General features: G+C 73.4%; 16 protein-coding genes. 15 read left to right on the top strand and 1 reads right to left on the bottom strand.

Features of this window, described 5'->3' with window-relative positions:
* Positions 1-130 precede the first annotated feature (130 nt).
* The 9 genes from ITJ48_RS03210 to ITJ48_RS03170 all read left to right on the top strand — a co-directional run bounded on the left by ITJ48_RS03210 (position 131) and on the right by ITJ48_RS03170 (position 16,881).
* Positions 131-706 (top strand): FHA domain-containing protein, encoded by a 576-nt coding sequence (locus ITJ48_RS03210; RefSeq protein ID WP_194612377.1) that lies wholly within the window; start codon positions 131-133, stop codon positions 704-706.
* Positions 703-1,497, top strand: a complete 795-nt coding sequence (locus ITJ48_RS03205) for a PP2C family serine/threonine-protein phosphatase (RefSeq protein ID WP_370544754.1) — start codon at positions 703-705, stop codon at positions 1,495-1,497. Before ITJ48_RS03210 ends, ITJ48_RS03205 begins: the two co-directional genes overlap by 4 nt.
* A 183-nt stretch (positions 1,498-1,680) precedes the next feature.
* Positions 1,681-3,111 (top strand): serine/threonine-protein kinase, encoded by a 1,431-nt coding sequence (locus tag ITJ48_RS03200; RefSeq protein WP_194612376.1) that lies wholly within the window; start codon positions 1,681-1,683, stop codon positions 3,109-3,111.
* A complete protein-coding gene (locus ITJ48_RS03195; RefSeq protein ID WP_194612375.1) occupies positions 3,108-8,930 on the top strand; it encodes an Ig-like domain-containing protein in 5,823 nt (1,940 codons plus the stop codon). The genes ITJ48_RS03200 and ITJ48_RS03195 overlap by 4 nt, the downstream gene beginning before the upstream one ends.
* 46 nt (positions 8,931-8,976) lie before the next feature.
* Positions 8,977-9,948, top strand: a complete 972-nt coding sequence (locus tag ITJ48_RS03190) for a MoxR family ATPase (protein ID WP_123546296.1) — start codon at positions 8,977-8,979, stop codon at positions 9,946-9,948.
* A 50-nt stretch (positions 9,949-9,998) separates the two neighbouring features.
* Positions 9,999-11,396, top strand: a complete 1,398-nt coding sequence (locus ITJ48_RS03185; RefSeq protein ID WP_194612374.1) for a DUF58 domain-containing protein — start codon at positions 9,999-10,001, stop codon at positions 11,394-11,396.
* The gene (locus ITJ48_RS03180; RefSeq protein WP_194612373.1) at positions 11,393-13,756 is read left to right on the top strand and encodes a transglutaminase domain-containing protein; all 2,364 of its coding nucleotides are present in this window, start codon (positions 11,393-11,395) and stop codon (positions 13,754-13,756) included. Before ITJ48_RS03185 ends, ITJ48_RS03180 begins: the two co-directional genes overlap by 4 nt.
* A gap of 8 nt (positions 13,757-13,764) precedes the next feature.
* Positions 13,765-15,816 (top strand): zinc-ribbon domain-containing protein, encoded by a 2,052-nt coding sequence (locus tag ITJ48_RS03175; protein WP_194612372.1) that lies wholly within the window; start codon positions 13,765-13,767, stop codon positions 15,814-15,816.
* A 102-nt stretch (positions 15,817-15,918) separates the two neighbouring features.
* Positions 15,919-16,881 (top strand): hypothetical protein, encoded by a 963-nt coding sequence (locus ITJ48_RS03170; RefSeq protein ID WP_194612371.1) that lies wholly within the window; start codon positions 15,919-15,921, stop codon positions 16,879-16,881.
* Here the strand turns inward: ITJ48_RS03170 and ITJ48_RS03165 are convergent.
* Positions 16,862-17,890, bottom strand: coding sequence for an asparaginase (locus ITJ48_RS03165; RefSeq protein WP_194612370.1), 1,029 nt, complete (start codon positions 17,888-17,890; stop codon positions 16,862-16,864). The two genes, ITJ48_RS03170 and ITJ48_RS03165, sit on opposite strands and share 20 nt — an antisense overlap.
* Before the next feature lie 38 nt (positions 17,891-17,928).
* Here ITJ48_RS03165 and ITJ48_RS03160 point away from each other — a divergent pair, with 38 nt between their 5' ends.
* The 6 genes from ITJ48_RS03160 to ispG all read left to right on the top strand — a co-directional run bounded on the left by ITJ48_RS03160 (position 17,929) and on the right by ispG (position 23,952).
* Entirely contained in the window at positions 17,929-18,408 is a 480-nt protein-coding gene (locus ITJ48_RS03160; RefSeq protein ID WP_194612369.1) for an OsmC family protein, read from the top strand.
* A 156-nt stretch (positions 18,409-18,564) separates the two neighbouring features.
* Positions 18,565-19,128: an FKBP-type peptidyl-prolyl cis-trans isomerase gene (locus tag ITJ48_RS03155; protein ID WP_194612368.1), complete on the top strand. Its 564-nt coding sequence runs from the start codon at positions 18,565-18,567 to the stop codon at positions 19,126-19,128.
* A gap of 2 nt (positions 19,129-19,130) precedes the next feature.
* Positions 19,131-20,117 (top strand): FKBP-type peptidyl-prolyl cis-trans isomerase, encoded by a 987-nt coding sequence (locus tag ITJ48_RS16585; RefSeq protein WP_194612367.1) that lies wholly within the window; start codon positions 19,131-19,133, stop codon positions 20,115-20,117.
* Positions 20,118-20,161: 44 nt separating this feature from the next.
* Complete coding sequence (dxr, locus tag ITJ48_RS03145; RefSeq protein WP_194612366.1) at positions 20,162-21,241, top strand: 1-deoxy-D-xylulose-5-phosphate reductoisomerase; 1,080 nt, start codon at positions 20,162-20,164, stop codon at positions 21,239-21,241.
* A gap of 129 nt (positions 21,242-21,370) precedes the next feature.
* Complete coding sequence (locus ITJ48_RS03140; protein ID WP_194612365.1) at positions 21,371-22,702, top strand: site-2 protease family protein; 1,332 nt, start codon at positions 21,371-21,373, stop codon at positions 22,700-22,702.
* 101 nt (positions 22,703-22,803) lie between these two features.
* The gene (ispG, locus tag ITJ48_RS03135) at positions 22,804-23,952 is read left to right on the top strand and encodes a flavodoxin-dependent (E)-4-hydroxy-3-methylbut-2-enyl-diphosphate synthase (RefSeq protein WP_194612364.1); all 1,149 of its coding nucleotides are present in this window, start codon (positions 22,804-22,806) and stop codon (positions 23,950-23,952) included.
* Positions 23,953-24,223: the final 271 nt, after the last annotated feature.

Here is a 24,223-nt window from a genome sequence, read left to right as displayed (position 1 = left end):
GGTGAGGCCGGCGGATCCTGGGGAGGGACCACACCAGGAGGAGTGACGCACGGAGGCGGGGGAGCGATCGACCGGTAGCGTTGTCGTGGGGCGTGACGCGCCTCCTCGACGACCGTCTCGTGAGGACACCGTGACCCGACCCGATCCGCACGACGGCGAGGAACTCGACGACACCGTGCTCGACGACACCGTGCTCGTCGAGCGTCGGGCCTCGACGTCGCTGGTCCCCGACGACGACACGGTCGTCCGTCCCCGAGCCGCGACCGTCGACGGGCGCCGCGCCGCCCTGAGCGTGCCCCCGCCTCCGCCGGCCGTCCCGCCCGTGCCGCCCGCCCGTCGGGTGCACGCGCTCCGCGTGGGCGGCGAGGCCCATCGACTCGAGGGCCCCGTCGTCGTCGGCCGACGACCAGCTGCCCCGCGTGTCCCGACCGGTGCCCCGGTCGTCCTCGTCGTCGTGCCCTCGCCGACCGGCGAGGTCTCGAGTAGCCACGTCCGCGTCGAGCAGGTGGGCGCCACCGTCGTCGTCACCGACCTGCGCTCGACGAACGGCACGGTCGTGACGATGCCCGGGCGCCTTCCCGTGACTCTCCGGCAGGGCGAGTCGTCCGTGGCGCTGGCAGGGACCATAGTGGACGTCGGCGACGGCAACCTCCTCGAGATCCTCCCGCCTCCCCGACCCTCAGCCCACGAAGGACCTCGCCCGTGACAGAGCTCGGCCGCCCCACCACCGCCCACCCCCTCGCCGCCGGCGCACCCGGCCTGTCGATCGACTGGGCGGGCGTGACCGACGTCGGACTCCGCCGCGCGCACAACGAGGACAGCTACGTCGCCGAGGCACCGGTCTTCGTCGTCGCGGACGGCATGGGCGGTCACAGCGCCGGCGACGTCGCGAGCGACGCGGTGGTGCGGCGGATCGCGGAGGCGGCGGTCCGGGACAGCCTGAGCACGGACGAGCTCGAGGAGGCGCTGCGGCGGGCGACGGCCGACATCGCCGTGGCCGCGGCCGAGACCGAGCTCGGGGTCGGCACGACCGCCACCGGCGTGTTCCTCTCCGGCGAGGACGGCGAGGCCGAGTTCACGGTGTTCAACGTGGGGGACTCGCGGGTGTACCTCGTCGCCGACGGCGCCCTGCAGCAGATCACCGTCGACCACTCCGTCGTCCAGGAGATGGTCGACGCGGGCCTCCTCCGCGCTGAGGACGCCGAGTCCCACCCCGACAGCAACGTGATCACGAGGGCCGTCGGCTTCGACGTCGACCAGCGTCCCGACTACTGGCGGATCCCCGCCCGTGCCGGCCTGCGCCTCCTCGTCTGCTCCGACGGTCTGACGAAGGAGCTCTCGGGCTCCGACATCGAGCGTGTGCTCGCCGAGCAGCCGGAGTCGCACGCCGCGGCCTCGGCGCTCGTCCGTGCGGCCGTCGAGGCCGGCGGGCGCGACAACGTCACGGCCGTCGTGGTCGACGTCCGGGGTACAGCGACCGAGCTGCCCGAGGCCTAGCCGAGGCCGTCGTCCACAGGCCTCGGGGCGTTCTTCCTCCCCCGAAGTGGGGGAGCGTCGGTCGTCCCCCGTCCGAGCCGAACGGGGCACGGCCCCCGAGGGCCCGACCTACAATGGCGAGGGCCGGCAGCGTGTCGGCGCGTCCCGCGCGGGCGCACGCCGGAGACAGCCGAGGAGGGTGACGTGGCACGACGACTGCCGTCCCCGCCGCCGGTGCTGCCCGGTTTCTCGCACGTCCACGTGCTCGGCTCCGGCGGCTTCGCCGACGTCTTCCTCTACGAGCAGAACATGCCGAGGCGCCAGGTCGCCGTCAAGGTCATGCTGACCGAGGTCGTGAACGACCAGGTCCGCCAGATGTTCCAGGCCGAGGCCAACCTCATGGCCCAGCTGAGCGCGCACCCCTCGATCCTCACCGTGTACCAGGCGAGCGTGTCGGCCGACGGCCGCCCGTACCTCGTCATGGAGCTCTGCTCGTCGTCCCTGAGCGAGCGCTACCGTCGGGACCGCATCCCGGTCGCGGACGTGCTGCGGATCGGCGTCAAGATCGGCAGCGCCGTCGAGACGGCTCACCGGCAGGGCGTGCTGCACCGCGACGTCAAGCCCTCGAACATCCTCATGACGGCCTACGGGCACCCCGTCCTGTCCGACTTCGGCATCGCCGCCTCGCTGAGCGAGAGCGAGCCGCAGGAGGCGGTGGGCATGTCCATCCCCTGGTCGGCGCCCGAGGTGCTCCTCGACGAGACGAACGGCACGATCGAGTCCGAGGTCTGGTCGTTGGGCGCGACCGTGTACTCGCTCCTCGCCGGCCGCAGCCCCTTCGAGATCCTCGGCAGCGACAAGAACGGGGCGTCCGACCTGATCGGGCGGATCGACAAGGCGAAGCTCGCCCCGACCGGCCGCACCGACGTCCCCGCGAGCCTCGAGCGCATCCTCGCCCGGGCGATGTCGAGGCGACCGGAGCAGCGGCAGGCCAGCGTCCTCGAGCTGCTGCGCGAGCTGCAGCAGGTCGAGTCCGAGCTCGGCGTGGGGCAGACCCCGATCGAGGTCGCGGTCGACGACTGGGCCCTCGCGACGGTGGCCGACCTCGAGGACAGGACGCGCCTCCGCGGTGCCGCCCCGGTGCAGTCGACCCGACGTCGCCGCCGTCGCCGTCGCGTGACGGAGGCGCAGGCGGCGGCCGTCCACGGCTCGGGACTCGGGCACAGCAGGGCGGTGCCGCGCAGCACGGGCACCCGACCAGCGCCGCGCAGCCGTCGTGCCCTCGTGCTCGTGTGGTCGCTCGTCGCCGCGGCCGTCGTCGCCATCGGCCTGGGCGCGACGGCCACGCTCGTCCTCGTGCGGGCCACGTCGACCGAGATCCCCCGCGTCACCGAGATCTCGGCCACGGCCGAGGGGTCGTCCGTCGTCTTCACCTGGAGCGACCCGGGTCTCCGCTCGGGCGACGCCTACATCATCTCGACGGGCTCGGACACGAGCCAGCAGACGTCCAACCGCTTCGTGGCCAGCGCCTCCGACACGGGTGAGCAGCTCTGCATCACCGTGAGCGTCAACAGGGCCGGCCAGAGCGGCGAGCCGAGCGGCGAGCAGTGCGCCGTGGCCGGGAGCGGCGAGTGACGCGCCTCGGCGCCTGGGCCCGGTCACGTCGGTCCGCCGTCGCGACCGGCGTGAGCGTGGTCGCCATCACGGCGCTCGTCGTCACCGTGGCCGTGGCCAGTACGGGCTACGAGGCCCAGCGCCTCGATCTCGACGACGGCACGGTCTGGGTGGCGAACGGCTCGCGCACGGCGCTGGGCCGGGCGAACACCGACGTCGCCGAGCTGAACGCTGCCGTCAGGAGCACCGGAGGCGACCTGTCCGTCGCGCAGTCCGCCGACGCCGTCCTCATGGTCGACCGGAGCAGCGCGACCGTGGGCATCGTCGACCCGGCGACCTCGACGATCGGCGAGAGCGTCCCCCTGCCGCCCGACTCGCCCGACGTCCTCCTGTCCGGCGACCGGGCCGTGGTCGTGTCGGGCGGCACGGGCGAGCTGTGGAGCCTGCCCGTCTCCGACCTGGCCACGTTCAGCGCGGAGGAGGACGCCGACCTCAGCCTCGGCGAGGACGCCGTGACGAGCGTCGCCCCGGACGGCACGGTCACCGTTTTCTCGGCCGCCAGCGGCGACGTGTCGCGCGTCGACGCCGGCGACGCCTTCGACGTCGACTCGACCCGGTCGACCTCCCTGACGGGCTCGGGCGAGCACCAGGTCACGAGCGTCGGCACGCACTGGGCGGTGCTCGACGTCGAGGCCGGGCGCCTCGTCGTGGACGGCGACGAGGTCGACCTCTCGAGCTCCGCCGCCGGCGGGCTCGCGCTCCAGCAGGCCTCCGACGAGGGCGACGGCGTCCTGGTGGCGACGAGCACGTCGCTCCTGCGGGTCCCGTTCGACGGGGGCGAGCCGAGCGAGGTCGTCACGGACCAGACGGGGCTGCCCGCACGGCCGGCGGTCGTCGGGTCGTGCACGTACGCGGCCTGGTCGGGCGGCACCGCGTGGAGCGACTGCTCGCGCGCTCGGGGCGGCGTGATGCAGCTCGACGGCGTCCCGGGGGCGGCCGCCCTGGTCTTCGACGTCAACGGTCGTCGAGCCGTGCTCAGCGACCCCGTCGGCGGCAGCAGCTGGGCCGTGCAGAGCCGCGGCCAGCTGATCGACAACTGGGACGAGCTCCTCGACCGCGACGACGAGCAGCAAGAAGAAGAGAACGACACCACCGACGAGCCGCCCGAGCTCGATCCCGACCAGAAGCCCCCGGTGGCGATCGACGACGACCTCGGCGCGCGTCCGGGCCGGGCCAGCACCCTCTCGGTCCTGCTGAACGACTACGACCCCAACGGCGACCCCCTCGTCGTCGACCAGGTGTCCGACCTCGACCCCGCGACGGGCCGCCTCGACGTCGTGAACGACCGTCAGCAGATCCTGCTCACCCTCACGGACGAGGCGACCGGGGCGTTCAGCTTCGACTACACGATCAGCGACGGCCGCGGGGGGACAGCGACGGCGACCGTGACCGTCACCGTGCGCGCGGCCGGCGAGAACAGCCCGCCGGCACAGGTGCGGCGGACCTCGGCCGACGTGTCGTCGTCGGGACGCGTGACGACCTCCGTGCTCGGCGACTGGGTCGATCCCGACGGCGACGCCTTCTACCTGACGAGTGCCGTCGGCGGCGAGGGCGTCTCCTACAAGCCCTCGGGCGACGTCGTCTACCAGGACGCGGGGGCCGGCGCCACGACGCTCGACGTCGGCCTCGTCGTCTCGGACGGCCAGGTCGAGGGCCGGGGGAGCATGACGATCCGCGTCGCCGGGTCGTCGCCGCTCACCGCCGACTCCTTCTCCGTGCAGGCCTACGCGGGCCAGCAGCTCACCGTGCGGCCCCTCCCGTACGCGAGCGGGGGCTCGGGCTCCATCCGGCTCAACAGCGTCCCGGCGAAGAACGGCTCGACCGTCACGCCGAGCTACGAGGCAGGCACGTTCCGGTTCGTCAGCGACGAGGTCCGCACCCACAACCTGGAGTACTCCGTCACCGACGGCGACCAGACCGCGACCGGGACAATCCGGGTCGACGTCCAGTCGCCGCCCGACCCGTCGAGCCCGCCGATCACGACGCCGAAGACGGTCTTCGTCGAGACCCTCAGCACCCAGACGCTCGACGTGGTGGCGACGGACCACGACCCCGCCGGCAACGTGCTGATGGTGACCTCCACCTCCGAGGTGCCGTTGTCGTCCGGCGTCCGCGTCGAGACCCTCGACCAGCGGTACCTGCGCCTGACCCTGGCCGCGCCCCTCGACGACGGGCCGGTCACCTTCACCTACACCGTCACCAACGGCCTGGCCTCGGCCGAGGGCACGGTCACCGTCATCGAGACGCCGCGGCGTTCTCAGACGCAGCCGCCCGTCGCGACCGACGACCAGGTCACCGTGCGCGTCGGCGACGCGATCGACATCGACGTGCTGGCCAACGACGAACAGCCCGACGGCGACGAGATCACCCTCGTGCCCGACCTCGTCCAGGACGTCCCGACGGACGGCGGGCTGCTCTTCGCGTCCGGCTCGGTCCTGCGGTACCTCGCCCCGACGACGCCCGGCAACGTCACCGCCGTCTACGCGGTGGAGGGACTCGACGGTCAACGCGACACGGCACAGGTCACCATCGCGGTGCGGGAGGCCGACGTGGCGACGAACAACCCGCCCGTGCCGCAGACCGTGACGGCCCGGGTCGTCGCGGGCGAGTCCGTCCGCGTGACCGTGCCCCTCGACGGCGTCGACCCCGACGGCGACAGCGTCTCGCTGCTCGGCGTCGGCACGAACCCGGAGAAGGGCAGCGTGACGAGCGTCGGGACCGACTCGATCGAGTACCAGGCCAACGGGACGAGCGCGGGCACCGACACCTTCACCTACACCGTCGTCGACGGCCTGGGTGCCCGGGCCAGCGGCAAGGTGCGGATCGGCATCTCGGCGCGGGCCGACGGCTCCCGCAACCCGATCGCCGTGGCCGACGACGTCACCATGCGGCCCGGCGGCACGATCACCGTGCGCGTGCTCGACAACGACTCGGACCCCGACGGCGGGGCGCTGTCCGTGAGCGGCGTCGAGGCCAACGACGCGGACACGACGGCGGAGGTCGTCGACGGGACGATGATCGCCGTGCGGCCGCCCGCCGCCGAGGGGCAGTACGGACTCGTCTACACGGTCGAGAACGAGCAGGGCGGCTCGAGCTCGAGCTTCGTGACGGTGGACGTCGACGCCGACGCGCCGCTGAACCACCCCGTCGTCGACGACACGGTGCTCGACCTCAGCGACATCGCGGGGCGGCAGTCGGTCGACGTCAACGTCCTGGCCAACGTCTTCTTCGCCGACGGCCCGGTCTCCTCGCTCGGCCTCGACCTCGAGCCCGGCTACGACACGACCTCGCAGATCACGCCGGACCGCCGTGTGCGGGTCACGATCACTGACTCCAGCCAGATCATCCCGTTCTCCGTGTCGCACCCCGACGACCCTGCCGTCCGCACCTACGCGTTCGTCCGTGTCCCGGGCTTCGACGACGCCCTCCCGCAGCTCGACAAGACGGCGCGTGCCCTCACCGTGGTCAGCGGCGACCGGCTGACGATCGACCTCACCCGGTACGTCATCGCGGCCGGCGGCAAGAGCATCCGCCTGACCGGGGACGACTCGGTCATGGCGACGCACGCCGACGGCTCCGACCTCGTGGTCGGCCCGACCACCCTGGCCTACACGTCCGAGGAGCTCTACTTCGGCACGGCGTCCGTCTCGTTCGAGGTGACCGACGGATCGTCCGCGGACGACCCGTCCGGACGCACGGCGACGCTGGTCCTGCCCATCACGGTGACCCCGCGGGAGAACCAGCCGCCGACGTTCACGGGCACCTCCATCGACCTCGAGCCGGGGCAGTCTCGGACCCTCGACCTGCAGCGCCTCACCTCGTACCCGTACCCGGACGACCTCGCGGAGCTCCGCTGGAGCGCGGACGGCCAGGCGGTCCCCGGCTTCGCGGTCAGCGTCTCCGGTCGGGACATCACGATCACGGCCGACTCGGGGACGCCCAAGGGCACCACGCGGGCGCTGCCCGTGTCGGTGGCGGACGCCGTCACGACGGGCCAGGCCGGGGCGATCCGACTGGCCGTGGTCGGTTCGAGCAGGCCCCTGGCGCAGCCCGCGGCCGACACGCAGGCGGTGCGCCGCGGCACGTCGGCCTCGATCGACGTGCTCGCGAACGACCAGGCGACGAACCCGTTCCCCGGCCAGCCCCTGCGGGTCGTCGACATCCGCGGGCTCGGCGGAGGCGGGCTGCCGGCCGGCGTCAGCGTCACGCCGAGCGCCGACAACCGCACCCTCGCCGTCACCGTCGGGCAGTCCGCCCAGCCCGGGGACACCAACCTCCAGTACCGCGTGGCCGACGTCACGGGCGACCCCGACCGATACGTGTGGGGCAACGTGACCATCTCCGTGCAGGACGTCCCGGACGCCCCGGCGGCTCCCGTCCGCACCGGCACGTTCACGGGCGGCCAGCTGACCCTGAGCTACGCCGCGCCCCAGGCGAACAACTCGCCCCTGACGCGCTTCCGCCTCACGGGCACGGGCAGCGCGGGCGGCTCGTACTCGAAGGACTGCGGGCTGACCACGGTCTGCACCCTCACCGACCTCGACCCGGAGCAGACGTTCCGGTTCTCGGTCGTCGCCACGAACGGCCTCGGCGACTCGGCCCCCAGCGCGGCCAGCCCCTCGTACAGCGCCGACTTCGTCCCGGCGGCGCCGACCGGCGTGACGGTGACGCCGTCGTCGACGACGCCCGGGGCGCTCGTGGTGGCTTGGCAAGCAGTACCGAAGCCAGCCCGGGGAACGTCGGTTCTGGCCGCCAACGGTTACGTCGTCGAGTTCACCGGCCCTGTCTCTGGTGCGCAAGCAGTCTCGGAGACGAGCTTCACCATCGCCGGACCCGACAGCCCGTCGGACTACACCGTGAGCGTCTATGCGAGAAACCGCGCCCAGGTCTCGAGTGAGGCTGATTGGGCCAGAAGTGCCGCAGTCACACGGAAGGCGGTCGGAACGCCCGGCGCCTTCGCCGTCAGCGCCCTGGCGAGCGGCAACAGTGTCAGCGTGGGCTGGGATGAGCCGGACGCTCGCGGAGGTTCTGCGCCCACCTACAGCGTGTATCGACAATCACTCGCGCAGGCGGGAGCCACAGGGTGTGATGCGGCGGGCACGCGGTTGCCAAGCGTTACGGGGCGATCTCTAGTCGACACACCGCCCGACGGGGAATGGACGTACACGGTCGTCGCCAAGAACGGCTACTTCTGTTCTGACGCGATGGCTCAGAGCGAGAGCTTGACGCCTCCTGATGCGTCGCAGGGAAGCGTGTCGCTCCAGGCCGTCAATGATCAAGGGCAGATGAAGGCGCAGGTCAACAACCTGGGCGTCACCGGAACGAACATCACTTACAGCTACCGGGTTGATTCTGGCCCCTGGATTGGCGTCGAGAACAGAGATTTCGTGGCCGACCGAGGCGACGGCATCAGCATTGACGTCGAGATTCGAGCTTGCAGAAACGGCGCCACAAGATCCGAGTGTGCTCAACCCACTAGTCCCGTCAAGATCATGCCCGTTTCTACGGGGGTCACAGTTCTGGCTTGCCAGGTGGGCACGCCCGCTACGTTGTCGATTCCGAGCAACGCCGGTGCTGGTGTCGAGTCCATCGACCTCCAGTACCTTTCCCTTACCGGCTGGGGACCGACTCAGAAGATTGCTGAACAGCCCAAGTCGAACGTGCCTGACGGAACAATCGCCATCCGGGTTCACGGGCGGGCGTCGTCCAACGGCGTCGTCGTCGACGACCCTGTCGACTGGAGGCCCAACGCGGTGACGGGCCACTTGTGCTCGCCGTAGTTGTCCGTGCTGACCAGACCACCACCACGAGAGAGACGAACACCGCATGAGCATGACCCCCGAGCAGGCGACCTGGTTCTCCGAGATCTTCGGGCGCCTCGTCGCGAACGTCGACCAGGTCCTCCTGGGCAAGACGTTCGTCGTGCGGCTGTCGTTCACGGCGCTGCTCAGCGAGGGGCACCTCCTGCTCGAGGACTTCCCCGGCACGGGCAAGACGTCGCTCGCCCGCGCCATCGCCCAGAGCGTGCAGGGCACGAGCAACCGCGTCCAGTTCACGCCCGACCTGCTGCCCGGCGACATCACCGGGGTGAGCATCTACGACCAGAAGGCGGGGGAGTTCGAGTTCCACCGAGGGCCGATCTTCTCCAACATCGTCCTCGCCGACGAGATCAACCGGGCCAGCCCGAAGACCCAGTCGGCCCTGCTCGAGGTCATGGAGGAGAGCCGGGTCACGGTCGACGGCGTCAGCCACGACGTCGGCAGCCCCTTCATGGTGATCGCCACCCAGAACCCCGTCGAGCAGGCCGGCACGTACCGGCTGCCCGAGGCCCAGCTCGACCGCTTCATCATGAAGACGTCGATCGGGTACCCCGACCACGCGGCGACCGTCCGGATCCTCGAGGGCTCCGCGACACGGGTCCACGAGGGCAGCCTCAGCCCCATCGTCCAGGCCGGCGTCGTCACCGAGATGGCGCAGCTCGCCCGGACCGTGCACGTCGAGTCGACCATCAGCGACTACGTCGCCCGCCTCGTCGAGGCGACCCGGACCGCCGAGGAGGTGCGGCTCGGCGTCAGCGTGCGAGGCGCCCTCGCGCTCGTCCGCACCGCCAAGACCTACGCCGCCTCCCAGGGGCGCCACTACGTCGTGCCGGACGACGTCAAGGCCCTCGCCGAGCCCGTGCTCGCCCACCGGCTGGTGCTCGACCCCGAGGCGGAGTTCGACGGCGTGACGCCCTCGAGCATCGTCAGCCAGCTGCTGATCGAGACGCCGCCGCCCTCCGAGCGGATCGCCGTGTGAGCGACGCCGGACCAGGCAGCACCGACAGCCGCGCGTGTCGGGACCGCGACGTGTCCCGCGGCCGGACACGCACCCGCGGCGGCCGCACGCAGTCACGGACGGGCTTCGACAGCGGGTTCTCGACGGGGACCCAGGGGCTGTCGAACGCGCGCACCCGCATCGTGGGCGACCGTTCCGGGCCCGTGGCCGACGCGCTCGTGCTCGCCGTGCGCCTCCTCCGCTCGGCCAGGGAGCGGCTGACCCGGGCGTTCCGGGCGGTCTCGGGCGTCGTCACGCCCATGGGCTGGGCCGTGCTCGTCGTGGTGCCCGTCGGCTTCGTCGTCGGCTACCTGCTCGGCTGGCTCGAGCTCGTCGTCGTCGCCTGGGCCGCGCTCGTCGTGCTCGTCGTCGCCGGCCTGAGCCTGATCGGCCGCAACGCGTTCCGCGTGGCGCTCGACATCCCGCACGAGCGCGTCACGGTCGGGGAGCCCGCCTCGGGCAGCGTCGTCGTCGAGAACCCGACCCGCCGCCGCATCCTCGGCGTCTCGGTCGAGATCCCGGTCGGGGCAGGGCTCGCCGAGATCAGCCTGCCCGGCCTCCGCGGGGGCGACAGCGTCACCGAGACCTTCTCCGTCCCCACCCAGCGGCGCGGCGTCATCCGCGTCGGTCCCGTCCGCACCGTCCGCGGCGACGCCGTGGGGCTGGTCCGGCGCGAGCTCGAGTGGACGGGGGTCACGGAGATGTTCGTCCATCCCCGCACCATCGGCATCCCGAGCACGAGCACCGGCCTCATCCGCGACCTCGAGGGCAACCCGACCCGCGACCTCTCGCCGAGCGACATCTCGTTCCACGCCCTCCGCGAGTACCAGCCGGGCGACGAACGGCGCAACATCCACTGGAAGTCGACGGCGAAGACCGGCACCTACATGGTGCGCCAGTTCGAGGAGAGCCGGCGGAGCCACCTCGTCATCGCTCTCAGCCTGGCCACCGCGGACTTCGCCTCCGACGACGAGTTCGAGCTGGCCGTGAGCGTCGCGGGCTCGCTCGGGGCGCGGGCCGTGCGCGACGCCCGCGAGGTGAGCGTCGTCGTCAGCGAGCGCACGCCCGAGTTCGCCAAGCGCAAGACCCTCGAGATCCGGTCGCTGAGCACCCTGACCCGCACGCGACTCCTCGACGACCTCGCGGTCGTGGAGCACGCGGAGTCGGCCCTCGGCATCGTCGACGTCGCCCGTGTGGCCGGCGACCGGGTCGCCGGCGTCTCCGTCGCGTTCCTCGTCGTCGGCAGCACCGCCACCCTCACGCAGCTGCGCTCGGCCGGCCTGCACTTCCCGGTCGGCGTCGAGGCGGTCGCCATCGTCTGCGATCCCGAGGCCGTGCCCGGGATGACGCGCATCAGCGACCTGACCGTCCTCACCATCGGCTACCTCGAGGACCTGCAGAAGTCGCTCGCCCGGGCGGCCGCCACATGACCGGCGCGCAGGCTCCCGCCGCGTCCCGGCCGGGCGATCTCCGGACACGCGTCCGTCGTCCCCGGCTGCGCGCCTCCTTCGTCCTGCTCGCGAGCGGACTGCACGTCGTGGCCCTGCTGGCCGCCGCGGCGGTCTTCTGGCCCGTCTACCAGAGCGCCGAGTTCGTCGTGCTGGCGCTGGTCACGGTGGCGGTCGGCAGCGTGGTCGCCGTCGCCGGGGCCGTGCTGCGGCTCTCGAGCTTCGGGGTGCTGGTGCTCACCGTCGCGGCCTACCTGCTGCTCGGCGTGCCGCTCGCCGTCCCGTCGCAGGCCCTGTGGGGCGTGGTGCCGACGCTCGGCGGCCTGGGCCAGCTCGTCACGGGCACCGCCCTCGCCTGGAAGCAGCTCGTCACGATCACCCTGCCGGTCGGCAGCTACGAGTCCCTGCTCGTGCCCGTGTTCGTCCTCCTGCTGCTGGCGTCCGTCGTGGGGCTGACGACGGCACTGCGGTCGCGCCGGGCTGAGCTCGCGGCCCTCGGCCCCGTCGTCGTCTGGCTTGCCGGCATCGTCCTCGGCCCCGCACAGGCCTTCTTCCCGGTGGTCTCGGGGCTCACGGTGCTCGCCGTCTCGGTGGCGTGGGTGGTCTGGTGGCGCCTCCGTCGTCGTCGGCTCGCCGTCGAGGCGCTGGGGGGAGGCGCAGCGAGCACGCGGGCGCACGGACACGGCTCCGTCGCCGGGAGGGCCGTCGCCGGGACGGTGGTCACGCTCGTCGTCGCCGGAGCCGCGGCCGCGGGCGCCGTGGCCGTCGTCCCGCCCGCGGCGGAGCGCACCGTCGCGCGGACCGTCGTCGTCCAGCCCTTCGACCCCCGCGACGTGGTCAGCCCGCTGACGAGGTTCCGTGTCTACGAGCAGGACCCGACGGTCGACGAGACGCTCTTCGAGGTCGAGGGGCTCGCGCCCGGCCAGCTGCTGCGCCTCGCGACGCTCGACACGTACGACGGCGTCGCGTACACCGTCGGCAGCGACGAGGTGACGAGCGAGTCCGGCTCCTTCGACCGGGTCCCCTCGGTGTTCGACCAGTCGGGGGTGACCGGCCGACAGACCACCCTCGCCGTCACCGTCGACGGGTACAGCGGGGTCTGGCTGCCGACGGTCGGCCAGTTCGAGTCGATCGACTTCGGCGGCGCGACGGCCACCGACCGGCGCGACGCGTTCTTCTACAACGACACGAGCGGGACCGCCGCCGTCGTGGGCGGGCTCGAGGAGGGCGACCGCTACCGGCTGGAGGCCGTGCTGCCCGACCAGCCCGCCGAGGGCGAGCTGGAGGGCCTCACGCCCGGCTCGGCCCGGGTCCCCTCGCCCCGTGCCGTCCCCGACGAGCTGACCGACGCCGTGCAGGAGGCGGTGGAGGGCGTGCAGGGACCGGGCGCCCGCCTGCAGGCCGTGCTCGACCTGCTGGCCGAGGAGGGCTACATCAGCCACGGCGTCGGTGCCGACGAGCCGATCAGCCTGTCGGGGCACGGGTCGGCGCGCATCGCCCAGCTCTTCACGGACCCGGTCATGGTCGGCGACGCCGAGCAGTACGCGACGGCCGCGGCCCTGATGGCCGACGAGCTCGGCTTCCCCGCACGGGTGGTCATGGGCTTCGTGCCGGACGCCGACGAGCTCGCCGACGCGACGGGCCCGGTGCCGGTGCGCGGGGGAGACGTCACCGCGTGGATCGAGGTGGACACGGCCCAGGCGGGCTGGGTCGCGCTCGATCCCGTGCCGGCCGAGCGGCCCATCCCCGAGGACGTCGTGCAGGACCCGAGCGAGGTGTCGCGCCCCGAGTCGGTCGTCCAGCCGCCGCCGCAGGAGCCCCAGGTGCGCGACGACCAGACGCCGCCGCAGTCCGAGCAGGAGGACCCCGACACGCCGCCCGCCTGGTTGGCGGTCCTGCTCGTCGTCGTCCGGGTGATCGGCTGGACGGCGCTCGTCGCCGGGGTGCTCGCGGCGCCGTTCCTGGCTGTGGTGACGGTGAAGCTGCGCCGACGCCGTGCCCGACGTCGTGCTCCCGACGCCGCGTCGCGGATCACGGGCGGGTGGCGCGAGTTCGAGGACGCCGTCGTCGACCACGGCATCGAGACCCCGAGGTCGGGCACGCGGAGCGAGGTCGCCCAGGCGGTCGGCGGGGCCCGGCCGGCCGTGCTGGCCCGCGTCGCGGACCGCGCCGTCTTCGCCCCGACGCCGCCGCCGGACGAGGACGCCGACCGCGTGTGGGCGGCCGTGGCCGACATGCGTCGGTCGCTCGACGCCGACCTGACGCGGTGGCAGCGGGCGAAGGCCGCGGTCTCGCTCCGCTCACTCCGTGGATACCATGGCGGGACACGTCCCGAGCGTTAGAGGTCCCGATGCACTGCCCCACCTGCGACAGCCCGTTGCCCGTCGGCGCCATGTTCTGCGGTGTGTGCGGCCGCGCCGTGACGAGCGCCGACGTCGCCGCAGCGGCCGCACGTCGCGACGAGGACGAGGGCGCAGGCTCAGGCTCGGTCGCGCAGGCCGAGCCGCCGGCGTGGCAGCTGCGTCAGCCTCCGCGGCCCACGACCTCGGGCGACGCGCCCTGGTGGGTCCGCGACCGCCGCGTCGAGCAGGAGCCGGTCGACCAGGCGCCCGTCGGGGCTGCGCCCGACGAGGCCGCACCCGACCGTGATCGTCGGGACGAGCGCTCAGGGGCCGAGCGTCGCGCGGTCGAGGCCGGAGCCGAGGAGGCGCCTCCCGCGTGGATCGTCCCGGCCCGGCCGGTCGAGACCACGGGCGCTGACGCGCCCCTCGTCGACCGCGAAGCCGCGGCCCGTGCACGACAGGACGATCCGTCGTCCGCCGAGCCCTCGACCCAGTCGCCGTTCGAGGTCGCAGAGCCGGCGGCACCGGCACCGGCACCGGCTACTCGGCCTGCGGAGCCCGTGGCGCCGGTGGCTGTTCCGGCGCCCGCGCCCGCCCCTCTGCGTGCGCCCGCTCCGCACGCTGACAACGGTCCGCGACCGACGTCGGCCCCCCTGTGGACGGCGTCGTTCTCGCGGCTGCCCTCCGAGGACGACGTCCCGGCCCCGGCCCCGCACGAGGAGACGCCCCCCGCGGCGCGCCCGGCGGACGAGGGCGTCGCGGGCGAGGCACTCGGCCAGGAAGCCGACCCGCCGGTCGGCGTCCGGCAGGACGGCGCCCGTCCCGAGGGCGGAGGAGTCGTCGGCTCCTCGGCTGCGGCCGACGGGGACGACCCGGGTGACGAGCACGACAGCTCCGCCGCGGGAACGACCGAGACCTCGCCGGCGCAGGACGAGGAGCCGAGACCGACCGATCCCGCGGGCCCCGTCCCCGGGACCGACGACGGCGCTGCCGAGCCCGAGCCCTCTCCCGAGGCCGCACCCCGCCCCGGTCCCGACGCCGCCGAGCCCGGACGTCCGTCCGCAGTCGGCCCCGTGCCTCCGGTGCCCCTCCGTGAACCGGCTCATGCTCCCGACGGCGTGGCCGGCGACACGGCCCCGGTGACCCCGCTGCCCCGGGCCGTCCCCGGCGCCTCCCCGGCGGTCGCGCCGGTGCCGGACGGCGACCCGGTCCCCTTGGTCGAGCCCGGCCAGCAGAAGGTCGTCGAGCACTGCACTCACTGTGGCGCCCTCCTCGACGAGGACGACATCTTCTGCCCCGAGTGCGGGGCCGTGGTGCAGTCGGTGGCGCTGTCCTTCACCGGACCGGTCGCCCCGCTGCCGCCCGAGTGGCGGCCGAGCGCCCCGGCACCCGCACCGGCACCCGCACCGGCACCCGATCCCGAGAACGTCGTCGACGCGGGCGCTGAGGCGACGCCGGTCGTCGACGAGCGCCGTGCCGAGCTGCCGCCCGAGCGAGAGGCCGACCGCCCGACCGCTCCGTCGTCCGAGCCGCCGGTCCAGCCCGGGGCGGTCCCCGGCCGCTGGGCGGGGGCGCCCGGAGGAGACGGCGCGACCGGTCTCCCCGACCTGCCTCCCATGCCGACGGCGGCACCGACGTCGGCCTTGTCGGGTCTCCTCGCCGGTGACGCGCGCTCCCGCCTGGTCACGGACGACGACGTCGACGAGACCCGTCTCGTGAGGAGGGGCCCCGTCGGCACGGAGTACCTCTTCCAGTTCAGCACGGGCGAGAGCGTCACCGTCGACGGCTCCGGCCTGCTCGGACGGGCACCGACGCCGCAGCCGGGGGAGCGGTTCGACCACCTCGTCCGCATCGCCGACCCGGGCAAGTCCGTCTCCAAGACCCACCTCGAGTTCGGGCAGGAGCTCGGGGCCCTCTGGGTGAGCGACCGGTGGTCCGGCAACGGCACCGTCGTGCGGCCCCACGAGCAGCCCGCCCGACGCGTCGAGCCGGGCACGCGCGTGCGCGTGGCCCGGGGCACGAGGGTCGAGATCGGCGAGCAGTTCTTCATCGTGAGCTGACGTCGTGAGCTGATCCCTCCCCAGGCCGTTCGCCGAGCCGAGGTCCGACCTCGGGTCGGGGACAGCCGCCACGCCGGCTGGTCGTCGTGGTGGGCTGGTCCCGTGACCGTCCCCGACACCGCGACCACCTCCTCCTCGCCCGGCGTGGTCGTGGTGCCCTCCCCGTCGCCCGAGCCGTCGCGTCGGGTCCTCTCCGTCGCCGCAGCCCTGATCGCCGGCCTGGCGGTCGGCGGGGCGGGAGCCGCCCGTGGCGAGCTCGACCTCCTCGCCGTCCTCGTGGCCGGGGCGGCGGTGGCCTCCGCACAGGGCCTCGGGGGCCTCGTCCGGCGGCAGACGGCCCGCGCCGCGCGAGACCGGTGGTTCGCGGCCCTCGACGAGACCGAGGCGGTCTGCGACGCCCGGCTCGGCGCGCGTCGTCGCGCCCTGCAGCACCTCTGGCCGACCTCGGCCGACCTCGTGGAACGGCTCCGTCGAGGTCAGGCCCCACCGGTCGTCGGCAGGCGCTCCCTCGTCGTGCTCGGCAGCGGCCGGGTCGACAGCGGGATGGTCCTCGTGGGCGACCACGGTGCGGCCGTCGTGCGCCACGCTCGCACCGAGGCGCTCCGACGGCGCGTCGCCGAGCTCCGCGACGGTCCGCTCTGCGTGGACGCCGCCGGCGGGGTGCACGTGCGCGGCCCGGAGCTGCTGGCCCGGTCCCTCGCGGGCGGCTACCGCGCCCAGCTGCGGCACCGGGGCGCTCCTGACGGCCTCGTGTCCTGGCAGCCGACGGTGGCCGACGAACACGGCGCCGCAGAAAGACGAGCTGCCGAGACCGAGGCCGAGGCCGAGGCCCTGTCAGCGCAGGGCGGAGGAGGTGGTGGCTCCGGCCCGTCCGCCGCCTGCGTCGTCGAGATCTCGCGCCACGGCGCCGTGGCCGTCGTCCGACGCGACGGCACCGCCTGCTCGGTGCCGGTCACTCCGGCGTGGACGTCGGTGCTCGACGCCCCCGACGTCCCTGACGCCCCCGATGTCCCGGACGCCCCTGACGGACGGAGTCGTCAGCGGGTCACGCCCGAGCGGCCGTGAGCTCACCGCTGAGTCGGAGCGAGCCGACGGGGACGCCCCCGCCGAGCACCTTCTCGAGGGTCGCGGAGGTGACGCGGTCGGCGGCGGCCTGCTCCACGACGCCCTGCTCGACGAGGAGGTGCAGGGCGACGAGGGTGCCGGCCCGGACGTTCCCGTCGAGCACCTTGACCGCGACCCCGACGCCGCCGGTGGTCCCCATAACCATGACGCCCTCGGCCCCGAGCTTGGCGAACACGCCGAGCTCGTCGATCGTGACCGTGTTGTCCCGTCCCGGGCCGTCGATCGCCCAGGCGTCGGCGAGCACCGAGCGGACGAGGTGCGCCGCGTCGGGGTCGCGGTCGTCGCGGACGTCGCCCGCCGACCCGGCCACCCGGCCCACCGCCCGGGCGAGGCCCGTGACGGTCGTGGCGAACACGGGAGCGCCGCAGCCGTCGGTCCCGGCGTGGTCCACGACCTCGCCGGTGAACTCGGCGACGGTGTCCCGCACGGCAGCCTGGAGGGGGTGGTCGATCGCGGTGTAGGTGGCCGTGTCCCAGCCCTGCTGGTCGCAGGCGAGGAGGAATGCGGCGTGCTTGCCCGAGCAGTTCATGGCCGCTCGACGGGGCTCGTCGAGCAGGCGGGCGCTGCGGCGGTCGCCGGGCCAGTCGGCGGGGCAGAGCAGGTCGTGCTCGTCGTGGTCGCCGCGGGCGAGCATCGCCTGGACGACCTCGAGGTGGGCGGGGGTGCCCGCGTGGCTGGCGGTCGAGAGCACCGCCTGCGGTCCCTGGAGGTCGACGCCGGCGCGCAGCACGGTGAGCGCCTGCAGCGGCTTGAGGCAGGAGCGGGGGTAGATCGAGGCCCCGACGTCGCCGACCGCGCGCAGCACGGCCCCGTCCGGCCCGACGACGACCCCGGCGCCGAGGTGCCGGCTCTCCTCGAGGCCCGAACGGACGAGGACGGCGAGCTCGACGCTCCCGTCGGCGGTGAGGGGACGGCGCGTGTCGCCGGCGGAGGCGCTCAGGTGGGTCATGATGGGGAGTGTATCGACGCCCCGCCGAGGAGGATCCCGTGCTCGACCACCACTACGCCGTCGACCTCGCCTGGACCGGAGACCGAGGAGTCGGCACGACGTCGTACCGCAGCTACGGTCGCGACGCCACCGTCTCCGCCGCCGGCAAGCTCCACGACATCCAGGGGTCGGCCGACCGCACGTTCCACGGCGACGCCGATCGCTGGAACCCGGAGGAGCTGCTTCTCGCCGCCCTGGCCGAGTGCCACCTCCTCAGCTACCTGCACGTCGCCGCGTCCGCGGGCGTGGTCGTGGTCGCCTACCGGGACTCCGCCGAGGGCTCCATGACGCAGACCGCCGACGGGGGAGGCCGCTTCACGTCGGCCACCCTGCGGCCCGTCGTCACCGTGGCCGACGCGTCGATGGTCGAGCTCGCGGGCACGCTGCACGCCGAGGCCGCCCGCAAGTGCTTCATCGCCGCGTCGGTCGCGTTCCCCGTCGGCCACGAGCCCACGACCCTGGTGGCCGCCGCCTCCTGATCCGGGTCGACGTGCCTCGGCCGTTCAGCAGGCCCTGCGGCGTCGTGGGGCAGAATGACCTGACCCGGCGCCTCGCGACCCGGTCGGCTCCGCGCCGTCCCGGCTCCGCGCCGTCCCGGCTCCGCGCCGTCCCCGCCCCTCGATCGAGAGACTCCCATGCGCCGCTCCCTCTCCCTGCTCGCCGTCCCCGTCCTCGTGCTGGGCCTCGCCTCCTGTGCCTCCGAGGCCAGCACCGGCGACACCGCGACCTCCGCCCCGTCCTCGTCGTCGAGCGCGCCTTCCGACGTGCCCACCCGCGCCAGCGGCGAGGCGCAGGAGCCGCAGGCCGGCTTCCCGACGGTCGAGCTCGACTCCGACGGCCGCCCGACCGTCACCCTGCCCGGCACCGAGGCGCCGACCGAGCTGCAGGTCGAGACGCTGATCAAGGGCGACGGCCCCGTCGTCGAGGACGGCGCCCAGGTCACCGTCCAGTACCAGGGCTCGCTCTGGAAGGACGGCACGGTCTTCGACGAGAGCTGGAAGCGCGGCGAGCCGACCACGTTCGGCACCGACCAGGTGATCCCCGGCTTCGCCGCGGGCATCGTCGGCCAGACCGTCGGCTCGCAGACCGTCGTCGTCATCCCGCCGGCCGAGGGCTACGGCGAGGCGGGCGCTCCCCAGGCCGGCATCGCGGGCGACGACACGCTCGTCTTCGTGATCGACATCCTCGCCGCGAACTGACCGTGACCGTCACCGGTCGCCGCGCGCGCCTCCTCGGCCTGGTCGGGGTGCCGCTCCTCGCGGTCGCCCTGGTCGGCTGCACGGACGACGCGGCGCCCGAGCCGTCGGCCACCACGCCCGGCGCGAGCCCTGCCGCGACCGCCTGCCTCGGCGGCGGCGCCGAGGCGGACTCGGTCGAGGTGTCGGGCGAGGTGGGGCAGAAGCCGACCATCGCGCTCTCCGGCCCCCTGGGCGCGGCGACGAGCCAGCGGGCCGTGGTCTCGCAGGGCACCGGGCCCGAGACCAAGTCCGGCGACGTCGTGCAGGTGGCCGTGACGGTCTTCGACGCGACGACCGGCGCCGAGCTGAGCTCGGCCGGCTACGAGCGCGGCAGCGGCGAGCAGCTCACCATCAGCGCCGACTACTACGTGCCCGGGCTGGAGGCCGCGTTGCTCTGCAACCAGGCCGGCTCCCGCTCGGTCACGGTGGCCAGCGCGGCCGACATGCAGCCGGCCCAGACGGGCACCGCGCCGCCGAACGCCGCGGCAGTGATCGTCGTCGACACGTTCTCGATCGTGCCGACGCGTGCGACCGGCGTCGACCAGCCCGCGCAGCCGGGCTTCCCCGAGGTGGCGCTCGCCGACGACGGCCGTCCGACCGTGACGATCCCCGACGCCGACCCGCCGGCCGACCTGCAGGTCGAGGTGCTGAAGAAGGGCGACGGCGAGGTCGTCCCCGATCCCGCCAACGTGACCGTCCAGTACCAGGGCGTCAACTGGCGCGACGGGAAGGTCTTCGACGAGAGCTGGGGCAAGGGCACCCCGACCCCGTTCTCGACCGCCCAGGTCGTCCCGGGCTTCGCCGCGGCGATGATCGGCCAGACCGTCGGCTCGCAGGTGCTCGTCGTCGTCCCGCCCGCCGAGGGCTACGGCGACGGCGGACAGCCGAGCGCCGGCATCGAGGGCGGCGACACGCTCGTCTTCGTCATCGACGTCCTCGCCGTGGCCTGAGCGGCACCTCCGCACCGGGCCGGGTGCGCCCCTAGGCTGACCGCATGCGTCGCGTCATCCTCCTCGGCTCCACCGGCTCCATCGGCGTGCAGGCGCTCGACGTGGTCGCCGCCCACCCCGACCTGTTCACCGTCGTCGGGCTGTCGGCGGGCTCGAACGCCGCCCTGCTGGCCGAGCAGGCCGCACGCTTCGGCGTCGAGCACACCGCCCTCGGCACCGACGAGTCGGTGGCGCTCGTCCGCGACGTCGAGGCCGACGTCGTCGTCAACGGGATCACGGGCAGCGTGGGCCTCGCGCCGACCCTCGCCGTGCTCGACTCCGGCGCCACCCTGGCGCTGGCCAACAAGGAGAGCCTGATCGTCGGCGGCGACCTCGTGCGCGAGCGCGCGGCACCGGGGCAGATCGTGCCGGTCGACTCCGAGCACTCCGCCATCGCGCAGGCGCTCCGCTCCGGCGACCGCGGCGAGGTCCGTCGCCTGGTGCTCACCGCCTCCGGCGGGCCCTTCCGTGGCCGGACGCGCGCCTCCCTCGCCGACGTCACCCCCGCCGAGGCCCTCGCGCACCCCACCTGGGACATGGGCCGCGTCGTCACGACGAACTCCTCGACGCTCGTCAACAAGGGGCTCGAGGTGATCGAGGCGCACCTGCTCTTCGACGTCGACTACGACCACATCGACGTGACGGTCCACCCGCAGTCGATCGTGCACTCCATGGTCGAGTTCGTCGACGGCTCGACGATCGCCCAGGCGTCTCCGCCCGACATGCGGCTCCCGATCTCGCTCGGCATGGCCTGGCCCGACCGCGTGCCGGGCGTGGGCGTGCCCCTCGACTGGACCACCGCCTCCACCTGGACGTTCGAGCCGCTCGACGACGAGGCGTTCCCCTCCGTGCTGCTGGCCAAGCAGGTCGGCCGTGCGGGCGCGACCTGGCCCGCGGTGTTCAACGCGGCGAACGAGCAGGCCGTCCACGCGTTCCACGACGGCAGGGTCGGCTACCTGGGCATCCTCGACACGGTGCGCGAGGTCGTCGACCGGCACTCGGCGGGGCCGAGCACCCTCGAGGGCGTGCTCGAGGCCGAGCGCTGGGCCCGCGAGGCGGCCGACGCGCTGCTCGCCCGCCGCTAGCGGCCACCGGCCCGCCGATCAGGCATCGGGCACCCGGTCGAGCCGAGGAGGCGCGGGCCCCGACCCCTCACAGCGTCGCCATGGCCGGCGCGGGGCCGGCTCCCCGTCTCGGACGGCTACCCTTGCCCGGTGGAAACCGTCCTGCTCTACCTGCTCGGCATCGTCGTGATCGTCATCGGGCTCGCCGTCTCGATCGCGCTGCACGAGATCGGGCACCTCGTGCCCGCGAAGAAGTTCGGCGTGAAGGTCGGCCAGTACATGATCGGCTTCGGGCCGACGATCTTCTCCCGCCGCCGGGGCGAGACCGAGTACGGCGTCAAGGCGCTGCCGCTCGGCGGCTACATCTCGATGGCGGGCATGTACCCGCCGGCGCGCGAGGGCCAGAAGGGCCGGACGGCGAGCACGGGCTTCTTCCAGACCCTCGTGCAGGACGCGCGCACCGCCAGCGCCGACACGATCGACCAGGGCGACGAGCACCGCACCTTCTACCGGCTGCCCGTCTACAAGCGGGTCATCATCATGCTCGGCGGGCCGACGATGAACCTGCTCATCGCGATCGTGCTCTTCACGATCCTGCTCTGCGGCTTCGGCACGGCGCAGTCGAGCACCACCGTCGGCCTCGTCAACCAGTGCGTGCTGCCCGCCGGGTCGACCGAGACCGAGTGCCCGGCCGACGCCACGGCGGCGCCCGCCTTCGCGGCCGGCATGGAGAACGGCGACCGGATCGTGTCGATCGACGGCGTGGCGGTGGCGGACGGCGACCAGGTGACGAGCGCGTTCCGCGCCGCCCCCGACCAGACGCTCAGCGTCGTCGTCGAGCGGGACGGGAGCGAGCAGACGCTCGAGGTCACCCCGGCGCTCTCCGCACGCCAGGTGCTCGACTCGGCGGGCGTGCCCGTCGTGGGCGACGACGGCGCCCCGGTCACCCAGGAGGTCGGCTTCGTCGGCATCGGCTTCGCGACGGTGACGGTGCAGCAGCCGGTCACCGCCGTGCTGCCGACCGTCGGCACGAACATCGGGCACGTCGCGAACGTCATCGTGCACCTGCCGCAGCGCATGGTCGCCGTCGCCCAGGCCGCGTTCGGCGGGGGAGAGCGCGACGCGAACGGCCCCGTCAGCGTCGTCGGGGTCGGCCGGATGGCGGGCGAGGTGGTCAGCCTCGACACCGTGCCGTTCGTCGACCGGGCCGCGTTCCTCGTGAGCCTGCTCGCGAGCCTCAACGTCGCCCTGTTCGTCTTCAACCTCGTGCCGCTGATGCCCCTCGACGGCGGCCACGTCGCGGGCGCGCTGATCGAGGCGATCCGTCGTGGCTTCGCCAAGCTGTTCCGCCGCCCCGACCCGGGACCCGTCGACACGGCGAAGGTCATCCCGCTCACGTTCGCGGTCGTGATCGTCCTCGGCGGCATGGGGCTGCTGCTCGCCTACGCCGACATCGTGAACCCGATCTCGCTGATCCGTTGACCGGCTCGGCGCCCAGCCCGCGGACGTCCTGACCTGCTGGCCCGCTGGGCGTCCTCGTCTCCGACATCGCGCGCCCAGCGCACGGGTCTACGATCTAAGACGTGCCTGCAGTCAATCTCGGAATGCCGAAGGTCCCCGAAACCCTTGCCCCGCGACGCAAGTCGCGGCAGATCAAGGTCGGCAAGGTCCTCGTCGGAGGCGACGCTCCCGTCAGCGTCCAGTCGATGACCACCACGCCCACCACGAACATCAACGCGACGCTCCAGCAGATCGCCGAGCTCACCGCCTCGGGCTGCGACATCGTGCGCGTCGCCGTGCCCACGCGCGACGACGCGGAGACGCTGCCGATCATCGCGAAGAAGAGCCAGATCCCGGTGATCGCCGACATCCACTTCCAGCCGAACTACGTGTTCCAGGCGATCGACGCCGGCTGCGCCGCGGTGCGCGTCAACCCCGGCAACATCCGCAAGTTCGACGACCAGGTCGGCAAGATCGCGGCCGCGGCCAAGGCCGCCGGCGTCTCGATCCGCATCGGCGTGAACGCCGGGTCGCTCGAGCCCAGCCTGCTGCAGAAGTACGGCAAGGCGACGCCGGAGGCGCTCGTCGAGTCCGCGGTGTGGGAGGCCTCCCTCTTCGAGGAGCACGACTTCCACGACTTCAAGATCTCGGTGAAGCACAACGACCCGGTCATCATGGTCAAGGCCTACCGCCAGCTCGCCGAGCGCGGCGACTGGCCCCTGCACCTCGGCGTGACCGAGGCCGGCCCCGAGTTCCAGGGCACCATCAAGTCGGCGACGGCCTTCGGCATCCTGCTCGGCGAGGGCATCGGCGACACCATCCGCGTGAGCCTCAGCGCGCCTCCGGCGCAGGAGGTCAAGGTCGGACTGCAGATCCTCCAGTCGCTCAACCTGCGCGAGCGCAAGCTCGAGATCGTCAGCTGCCCCAGCTGCGGTCGTGCGCAGGTCGACGTGTACAAGCTCGCGAACGACGTCACCGACGGCCTCGAGGGCATGACGGTCCCGCTCCGCGTCGCGGTCATGGGCTGCGTCGTGAACGGACCGGGCGAGGCCCGCGAGGCCGACCTCGGCGTCGCGTCGGGCAACGGCAAGGGCCAGATCTTCGTCAAGGGCGAGGTCATCAAGACCGTGCCCGAGTCCGAGATCGTCCAGACGCTCATCGACGAGGCCAACCGCCTCGCGGCCGAGATGCCCCCGGGCGAGGTCGGCTCGCCCCAGGTCCTCACGGTCTAGGGCTGATCGCGGGTCGGTCCCCGACCCGAGCGCTCCGAGGAGGCGCGGTGCAGGCTGCGGCCGCACCGCGCCTCCTCCGCGTCTCAGCCTGCCCGCCGCCCCTGACGCGCCGCGCGGACGCTCCGGGTCCCGCCGCCCTCCGTCGACGACGACGCCGTCGCCCTGACCGCTCGCGGAGCCGGTGTGTCGCCGTGTGACGCGCCGATTGTGACCCGGCCCGCCCCGCCGGTCACGATGGAGGGACGCACGGTCGTGGTGCCGGCAGCAGCAG

This window comes from Frigoribacterium sp. VKM Ac-2530, from assembly GCF_015350835.1.
In the GTDB taxonomy this organism is placed as follows: Bacteria; Actinomycetota; Actinomycetes; order Actinomycetales; family Microbacteriaceae; genus Frigoribacterium.
This window is presented reverse-complemented; position numbering and strand designations above follow the sequence as displayed.

Excerpts from the sequence above, each read along its gene's own strand:
- ITJ48_RS03175 (WP_194612372.1), top strand. The coding sequence starts at position 13,765 with ATGCACTGCCCCACCTGCGACAGCCCGTTGCCCGTCGGCGCCATGTTC.
- ITJ48_RS03165 (WP_194612370.1), bottom strand. The coding sequence starts at position 17,890 with ATGACCCACCTGAGCGCCTCCGCCGGCGACACGCGCCGTCCCCTCACC.
- ITJ48_RS03180 (WP_194612373.1), top strand. The coding sequence starts at position 11,393 with ATGACCGGCGCGCAGGCTCCCGCCGCGTCCCGGCCGGGCGATCTCCGG.
- ITJ48_RS03190 (WP_123546296.1), top strand. The coding sequence starts at position 8,977 with ATGAGCATGACCCCCGAGCAGGCGACCTGGTTCTCCGAGATCTTCGGG.
- dxr (WP_194612366.1), top strand. The coding sequence starts at position 20,162 with ATGCGTCGCGTCATCCTCCTCGGCTCCACCGGCTCCATCGGCGTGCAG.
- ITJ48_RS03155 (WP_194612368.1), top strand. The coding sequence starts at position 18,565 with ATGCGCCGCTCCCTCTCCCTGCTCGCCGTCCCCGTCCTCGTGCTGGGC.